A 5,941-nucleotide genomic window follows, 5' to 3' on the forward strand; every position below is an offset into this window, starting at 1 on the left:
CGGGCGAGGGCGCGCGAGACCGGCCGCTGGCGCTCGTCCGCCGCCTCGTCCAGTCGCCGGACGATCTCCCGGGCGTGAGTCGCGGACCTCGGCATCCGCCGCAGCAGGTAGGGGTAGATGTCGTCCGACGGGCGGATGCTCCGCTCGGCGAACAGTCGCTTCAGCACCGCCTCGAGCACCCGGTCGTCGGGCTCCTCCACCAGCGCCACGGGCATCGCGTTGAGCCGGCTGCGCAGGTCGGGCAGGGCGGCCGGCCAGCCGGCGGGCGGGGTGCGGGCGGTGAGCAGCAGGCCGCCGCCCTCGCGGCCAGCCATGTTGATCAGGTGGAACAGCGCCTCCTCGGAGACCCCGCGGTCGACATCCTCCACCAGCGCCGGTCGGCCGGCGGCTGCGGCCACATCCGGGTCCTCGCGGTCCAGCCGCACCGCGCCGGCGCCGGCCGCCCAGGCCTCAGCCAGATGGCTCTTGCCGACGCCCTCCGGCCCGACCAGGGCCAGGCAGCCGCCGTGCCAGTTCGGCCAGGCGTCGAGCACCGCCACCGCGGCGGCGTTGGAGGGGCCGACGACGTAGTCCTCGCGCCGTTGCGCGACCCGCCGCTTCAGGGTCAGCCGTAACTGCTGCGCCATTGGGAATGCTGTCGGGGGGAAAACACGGGGCGCACCCTAGCAAGGGCGCGCCCCGCCGTCTCCCCGGGCGGGTCAGGCGTTGACCAGCTGCATCCCGTTCTCGTCGTAGCGCTCGCCCTTGACCTTGGAGGCCAGGGCGTCGAGCCGCCCGCGCTCGTCGGCGGTCAGAGTCACCTCAGCGGCGGCCAGGTTGGTCTTCAGGTTCTCCAGGCGCGTGGTGCCGGGGATGGTCGCCACCCGCTCGCTGCGACCCAGCACCCAGGCCAGCGCGACTTGGGCCGGCTTTACGCCGCGAGCCGAAGCGAGCGCGCCGATCTCCTCCACGAGCGCCAGGTTGGCCTCGTAGGCTTCGCCCTTGAACCTGGGGGAGACGAGCGCGCGCCAGTCGTTGGCCCCGGGCCGGGCGTCTCGTGAGAAGGCGCCGGTCAGCATTCCCCGTCCGAGCGGCGAGTAGGCGACGACGGTGACGCCTGTCGCCTCGCAGAGGGGCAGCACCTCGCGCTCCAGGTCGCGGGTGAAGATCGAGTACTCCCACTGCACGGCGGCGATGGGGTGGACGGCCTGCGCTCGGCGCAGGGTCTCGGCATTGACCTCGGAGAGGCCGATGGCGCGGACCTTGCCCTCCTGGACCAGCTTGGCCATCGCCCCCACGGTCTCTTCAATGGGGCGGCCCGGGTCGCGCCGGTGCAGGTAGTAGAGGTCGACATAGTCGGTCTGCAGGTAGCGCAGGGACTGCTCGATGGCCCGGCGAGCGTTGGCTTCCGAGCCGTCGACGCCGCGGACCGTACGGTCCGCCAGGTTGCCCACCGGCCCGAACTTGGTCGCGATGAAGGCCTTCTCCCGCCGGTCATGGAACGCGGCGCCGAGCAGCTTCTCGTTAGCGCCGAAACCGTAGAGCTCGGCGGTGTCGAAGTGGTCGACGCCCAGGTCCAGCGCCTGGTGCAGCAGGCGCACGGCGTCCGCCTCGGCCATCGGCTCGCCGTAGGCCACCGACATGCCCATGCAGCCGAGGCCGATGGCGTTCACCTGACGGCCCGTTCGGCCGATCTCGCGACGGATCATGGGAGGATTCCTTGAGTTGGAGGGGTGATGTGAGTGCTCACTCACATTTATGACCTTTTACGCCCGAGACCCGGGTTCGGTCAACGCAAACTCAGCGGCTCCAGCTGTCGAGCACCGCCTGCGCCGCCGCCTCGAGATCGGCGTCGCTCCACGTTCGGCCGGCGAGCTCGGCCTTCAGCATGTAGCCGACGGGCGCGAAGAAGAAGTTGGAGATCAGGTCCCCCGGCAGATCCTTGAAGACGCCGGCGGCGACGCCCGCGCGGGCGATCTGGCCCAGGCGTCCGGCGATGGCCTCGTGGGCCGCGCCGCCCTCGCGCCGGGCGAGCGCGGACTCGCCGAAGCGCTGGCCGAACATGAAGGCCTCCGTATCGGCACGGTATGCGTCGAACAGGGCCCGCCACAGCCGCTTCAGCCGCTCTCCAGGCGGGGCGGCGGAATCGTCCTGGTCGCTGATCGCCTCGAACACCTCGGCCTTGAGGCGGCGGTAGGCCTCGATCAGCAGGTCGTCCTTCGACGGGAAGTGCCGGTAGAGGGTGCCCTCGGCGACGCCGGCCAGGTCGGCGATGGCCGCCGTCGTCGCGGCCTGGAAGCCGTCGCGCGCCACCAGCATGAGGGCCGCGCGGAGCAGCTTCTCCTTGGTCGTGCGGATCGAGGTCAGCATCGGGTGAGAGGCAGCCGGGCGCGCGGCCCTGTCAAGGCGCGGCTCAGCCCGTTCGGGCCGGGACGTCGCGGGCGGACATCAGCGTCCAGCCTTCCGGCCGCAGCAGCTCGATGGGCGAGAACTTGACCTTGTAGTCCATCTTCTCCGACCCCCGCACCCAGTAGCCTAGGTAGACGTACGGGATGGAGGTCAGGCAGGCCTGGATGATGTGGTCCAGGATCATGAACGAGCCGAGGCTGCGGCGCGACATGGTCGGGTCATAGAAGCTGTAGACCAGCGACAGGCCGTCGCTCATCAGGTCGACGAGGGCGCAGGCCACCAGGTCGCCGGGACCGCGGTCCTGCGAGCGCAGGCGGTATTCGATGATGTGGGTGCGGACGGCGGTGTCCTCGACCATGGCCACATAGTCGGGCCAGGTCATCTCGGCCATGCCGCCTTCGGCGTGACGGGCCAGCAGGTAGCGCCGGAGCAGGTCGAACTGCTCCATGGTCGCCTCGGCCTCGACGAGGTGGCGTTCCAGGTCGTCGTTGCGCGCCAGGGTGCGCCGCTCGCCGCGCGAGAACAGGTAGTCGGCCGCCGGGATCCGCGCCGAGACGCAGGCCGAGCAGGACTCGCAGGCCGGGCGATAGGCGATGTTCTGCGACCGGCGGAAGCCGACCTGGGTCAGGCTGTCGTTGACGCTGGCGCCGTCCGACAGCGGCAGGTGGGCGAACACTTTCCGTTCGTGCCGCCCGGGCAGATAGGGACAGGGCGAGGGCGCGGTGAGAAAGAACCTCAATTGCCGCGTCGGGAAGTGCTGAGTCACGGACTTACGATGCGCCTCGCTCGGATAGACCTGGATTAGGCGGTATGCCGCGGCATCGCGCAAGCGCCGCGTCACAGCCCTGCGTCAGCCGGAAGCACCGGAGCCTCCCGAAGCAACACGATGGCGATGCGTCGGTTTCCGGCCAGCGTGGGATCGTCGGGATAAAGTGGTTCGGATGTGGCTTTGCCGGAGACCTGGAACACTCGGTCGGGGTCGACCCCGGCGCCCTGCAGCACCCGGCGCGAGCCGTCAGCGCGGGCCGCCGACAGCTGCCAGTCGCCTTCGCTCTTGGTCAGGTTCAGGTTGGCGCTGGTGTGGCCGTAGATGCTGATCCGGTTGGGCAGTTGGTTGATGATCTTGGCGACGGCGCGCAGCAGCAGCTTGGCCCGGTCGTTCGGCTGGGCGGCGCCCTCGGCGAACATCGAGCGGCCTTCCTGGTCGACGAGCTGGATGCGCAGGCCCTCCGGGGTCTGGTCGATCAGGATGTGCTTCGACAGCTCGGCGAGTTCGGGCATCTCCTGCAGCGCCTGGCGTAGAGACTGGGCGGCCGAGGCGAAAGCGGCGGCTTCGCGGCGCTGCAGCTCCTCGCGCAGCGCCTCGGTGGACGCTGCCTCGGCCGGCGAGCCGGCCTCGGTGCTCTTGCCCTCGCTGGGGGTGGCCGCCTCGGGGGCCAGGTCCTCGATCACCGCTCGCGAGCCCGACGACTTTGAGCCGTCCTCGCCCAGCGCATTGCCGCCGAGGATGCCGCCCGAGCCGGAGGTGGTCTCGGACACCGAGGCGGGGGCGAAATAGTCGGCGATGCCGCGCTTCTGCTCGGGGCTGGTGGTGTTGATCAGCCACATCAGCAGGAAGAAGGCCATCATCGCGGTGACGAAGTCGGCGTAGGCCACCTTCCAGGCGCCGCCGTGGTGCCCGTCGTGGCCGCCCTTCTTCACCCTCTTGATGATGATCGGGCCTTCTGCGACCGCCATGACTCCACGCCCTTCTGCGCAACGCCTATTGAGAGCGCTCATGGTGAATCAGCCGCGTTAAGATGCGGTGATCGCGGAGGGCTCTGGATGAAGGCGGCGTTCGTAGGCCTGGGGGTGATGGGCTTTCCCATGGCCGGGCACCTGGTGCGGGCCGGTCACGAGGTGGCGGTGTTCAACCGCAGCCCTGAGAAAGCCGCCCGCTGGGTCGAGACGCACGGCGGCCGGGCCGGCGCCACCGTCGCCGAGGCGGCGGAGGGCGCCGAGATTCTGGCCCTGTGCGTCGGCGCCGACGACGACGTGCGGCAGGTGGTGCAGGCGGCGCTGCCGGCGCTGGCTCCCGGCGCGGTGATCGTCGACCACACCACCACCTCGGCCAAGCTGGCCCGCGAGATGGCCGCGCTGGCGGGCGAGAGCGGACGGGCCTTCGTCGACGCGCCGGTCTCCGGCGGCCAGGCGGGCGCGGAGAACGGCCAGCTGACCATCATGTGCGGCGGCGATGCGGCGGCCTTCGGGAAGGCGGAACCGGTCATCGGCGCCTACGCCAAGGCTGTGCGGCTGATGGGCGGGCCAGGCTCAGGCCAGCTCACCAAGATGGTCAACCAGATCTGCATCGCGGGCCTGGTGCAGGGCCTGGCCGAAGGGCTGCATTTCGCCAGGCGCGCGGGGCTGGACCCGGCTGAGGTCTACGAGGCGATCAGCAAGGGCGCGGCCCAGTCCTGGCAGATGGACAACCGCTGGAAAACCATGAGCGAGGGCAGGTTTGACTTTGGCTTCGCCGTCGATTGGATGCGCAAGGACCTCGGCCTGGTGCTCGAGGAGGCGCAATCCAACGGCGCCTGGCTCGACGTGACCGCCCTCGTGGACGGCTTTTACGCCGAGCTCCAGGCGATGGGCGGAAACCGCTGGGACACCTCCAGCCTCGTGGCGCGGCTGGAGCGGCCTTAGGTCACCGCAGCAACGGCACTTTCGACTCCATGACCGCCGTGGGCCCCAGTATCTGCGGAACCTGGTCGTACTGCAGGTCGGCGAGTTGTTCGCGGGTCTTCCGGACCAGGTCTGTGAAGCTGATCGAGCGCTCGCGCCGCAGAACGCTGGCCAGGCTGTAGGTGAAAGCGCCGTAGCTGGTGGCGCCGTGGCGGTACTCGTAAGAGAGCTGCTCCTCGCCGCAGGCCTCGATGATCAGCGGCAGGTAGGGGCCCTTGGCCATCTCGGGGTCGACCTTCTTCAGCGCGTCGTACTGAGCCGACGACAGGCCGCGCAGCATGCCGGCGCGCCCGAGGCGCTCGTTGGTCCCCGACTGGCCGAAGTAGCTGACTGCGACGTCCTTCTCTCGCGTGAACTTCTCGTTGATCCGGCGGAAGTCGCGGGGGACCCACATCTGGGTCTTGCGATCCCATTTCAGCTCGCGGTGGCGCACGTCGTCGGGCGGGGTGATCCCCCGGGCTCGCGCCGCGCCGTCCCGGTGGATGCCGCCGGAGTGGCAGCAGTCGAAGATCATCATCAGCCGCGCCTCGTAGGGCAGCTGGGCGTAGAGGCAGTAGATCTGGTCGTCGGTGATCGCCTTCTCCCGGCTCCAGTCGAAGTCCCAGGGGACCAGGGCCTCGACGTGGTGGTCCGGCTCGAAACACTCCCCGTACTCCGGGATCCGGGCCCCGTGGCCGCTGAAGTAGAAGACCAGCTCATCCCCGGGTCCGGTCTCGTCCAGCAGCCAGCGCAGACGGCTGAGGATGCCCTCGGTGTCGGCGCGCCTGTCGAGGCATGTGCGGATGGTCTCCGGCGGGAACCCGCACTCCTGCAGAACTGAACTCATCAGGAA

At 69.9% G+C, this 5,941-nt stretch carries 7 protein-coding genes; 1 reads left to right on the forward strand and 6 read right to left on the reverse strand.

The genetic code is table 11. The features are described 5' to 3' along the window. The 5 genes from VHK87_RS05955 to VHK87_RS05975 all read right to left on the reverse strand — a co-directional run. A partial coding sequence (locus VHK87_RS05955; RefSeq protein WP_329633981.1) for a chromosomal replication initiator DnaA occupies positions 1 to 626 on the reverse strand: 626 nt, incomplete at its 3' end. A gap of 72 nt (positions 627 to 698) precedes the next feature. After that, positions 699 to 1,688, reverse strand: coding sequence for an aldo/keto reductase (locus VHK87_RS05960; RefSeq protein ID WP_329633982.1), 990 nt, complete (start codon positions 1,686 to 1,688; stop codon positions 699 to 701). A gap of 91 nt (positions 1,689 to 1,779) precedes the next feature. Further along, positions 1,780 to 2,349 (reverse strand): TetR/AcrR family transcriptional regulator, encoded by a 570-nt coding sequence (locus tag VHK87_RS05965; RefSeq protein WP_329633983.1) that lies wholly within the window; start codon positions 2,347 to 2,349, stop codon positions 1,780 to 1,782. Between the two features lie 43 nt (positions 2,350 to 2,392). Continuing rightward, the gene (locus tag VHK87_RS05970) at positions 2,393 to 3,154 is read right to left on the reverse strand and encodes an arginyltransferase (protein ID WP_329633984.1); all 762 of its coding nucleotides are present in this window, start codon (positions 3,152 to 3,154) and stop codon (positions 2,393 to 2,395) included. A 71-nt stretch (positions 3,155 to 3,225) separates the two neighbouring features. After that, the gene (locus tag VHK87_RS05975; protein WP_329633985.1) at positions 3,226 to 4,125 is read right to left on the reverse strand and encodes a flagellar motor protein MotB; all 900 of its coding nucleotides are present in this window, start codon (positions 4,123 to 4,125) and stop codon (positions 3,226 to 3,228) included. Between the two features lie 87 nt (positions 4,126 to 4,212). Between VHK87_RS05975 and VHK87_RS05980 the strand changes: the two genes are divergently transcribed. Further along, positions 4,213 to 5,070, forward strand: a complete 858-nt coding sequence (locus VHK87_RS05980; protein ID WP_329633986.1) for an NAD(P)-dependent oxidoreductase — start codon at positions 4,213 to 4,215, stop codon at positions 5,068 to 5,070. A 1-nt stretch (position 5,071) separates the two neighbouring features. Here VHK87_RS05980 and VHK87_RS05985 read toward each other — a convergent pair. Further along, positions 5,072 to 5,941: caspase family protein (locus tag VHK87_RS05985; protein WP_329633987.1), on the reverse strand; the 870-nt coding region annotated here is incomplete at its 5' end.

It is taken from the genome of Phenylobacterium sp., from assembly GCF_036263695.1.
Lineage (GTDB): Bacteria > Pseudomonadota > Alphaproteobacteria > Caulobacterales > Caulobacteraceae > Phenylobacterium.

What these genes read in the sequence shown, in the direction of transcription:
- VHK87_RS05960 (WP_329633982.1), bottom strand. Translation starts at nt 1,688, where the DNA reads ATGATCCGTCGCGAGATCGGCCGAACGGGCCGTCAGGTGAACGCCATC.
- VHK87_RS05975 (WP_329633985.1), bottom strand. Translation starts at nt 4,125, where the DNA reads ATGGCGGTCGCAGAAGGCCCGATCATCATCAAGAGGGTGAAGAAGGGC.
- VHK87_RS05965 (WP_329633983.1), bottom strand. Translation starts at nt 2,349, where the DNA reads ATGCTGACCTCGATCCGCACGACCAAGGAGAAGCTGCTCCGCGCGGCC.
- VHK87_RS05980 (WP_329633986.1), top strand. Translation starts at nt 4,213, where the DNA reads ATGAAGGCGGCGTTCGTAGGCCTGGGGGTGATGGGCTTTCCCATGGCC.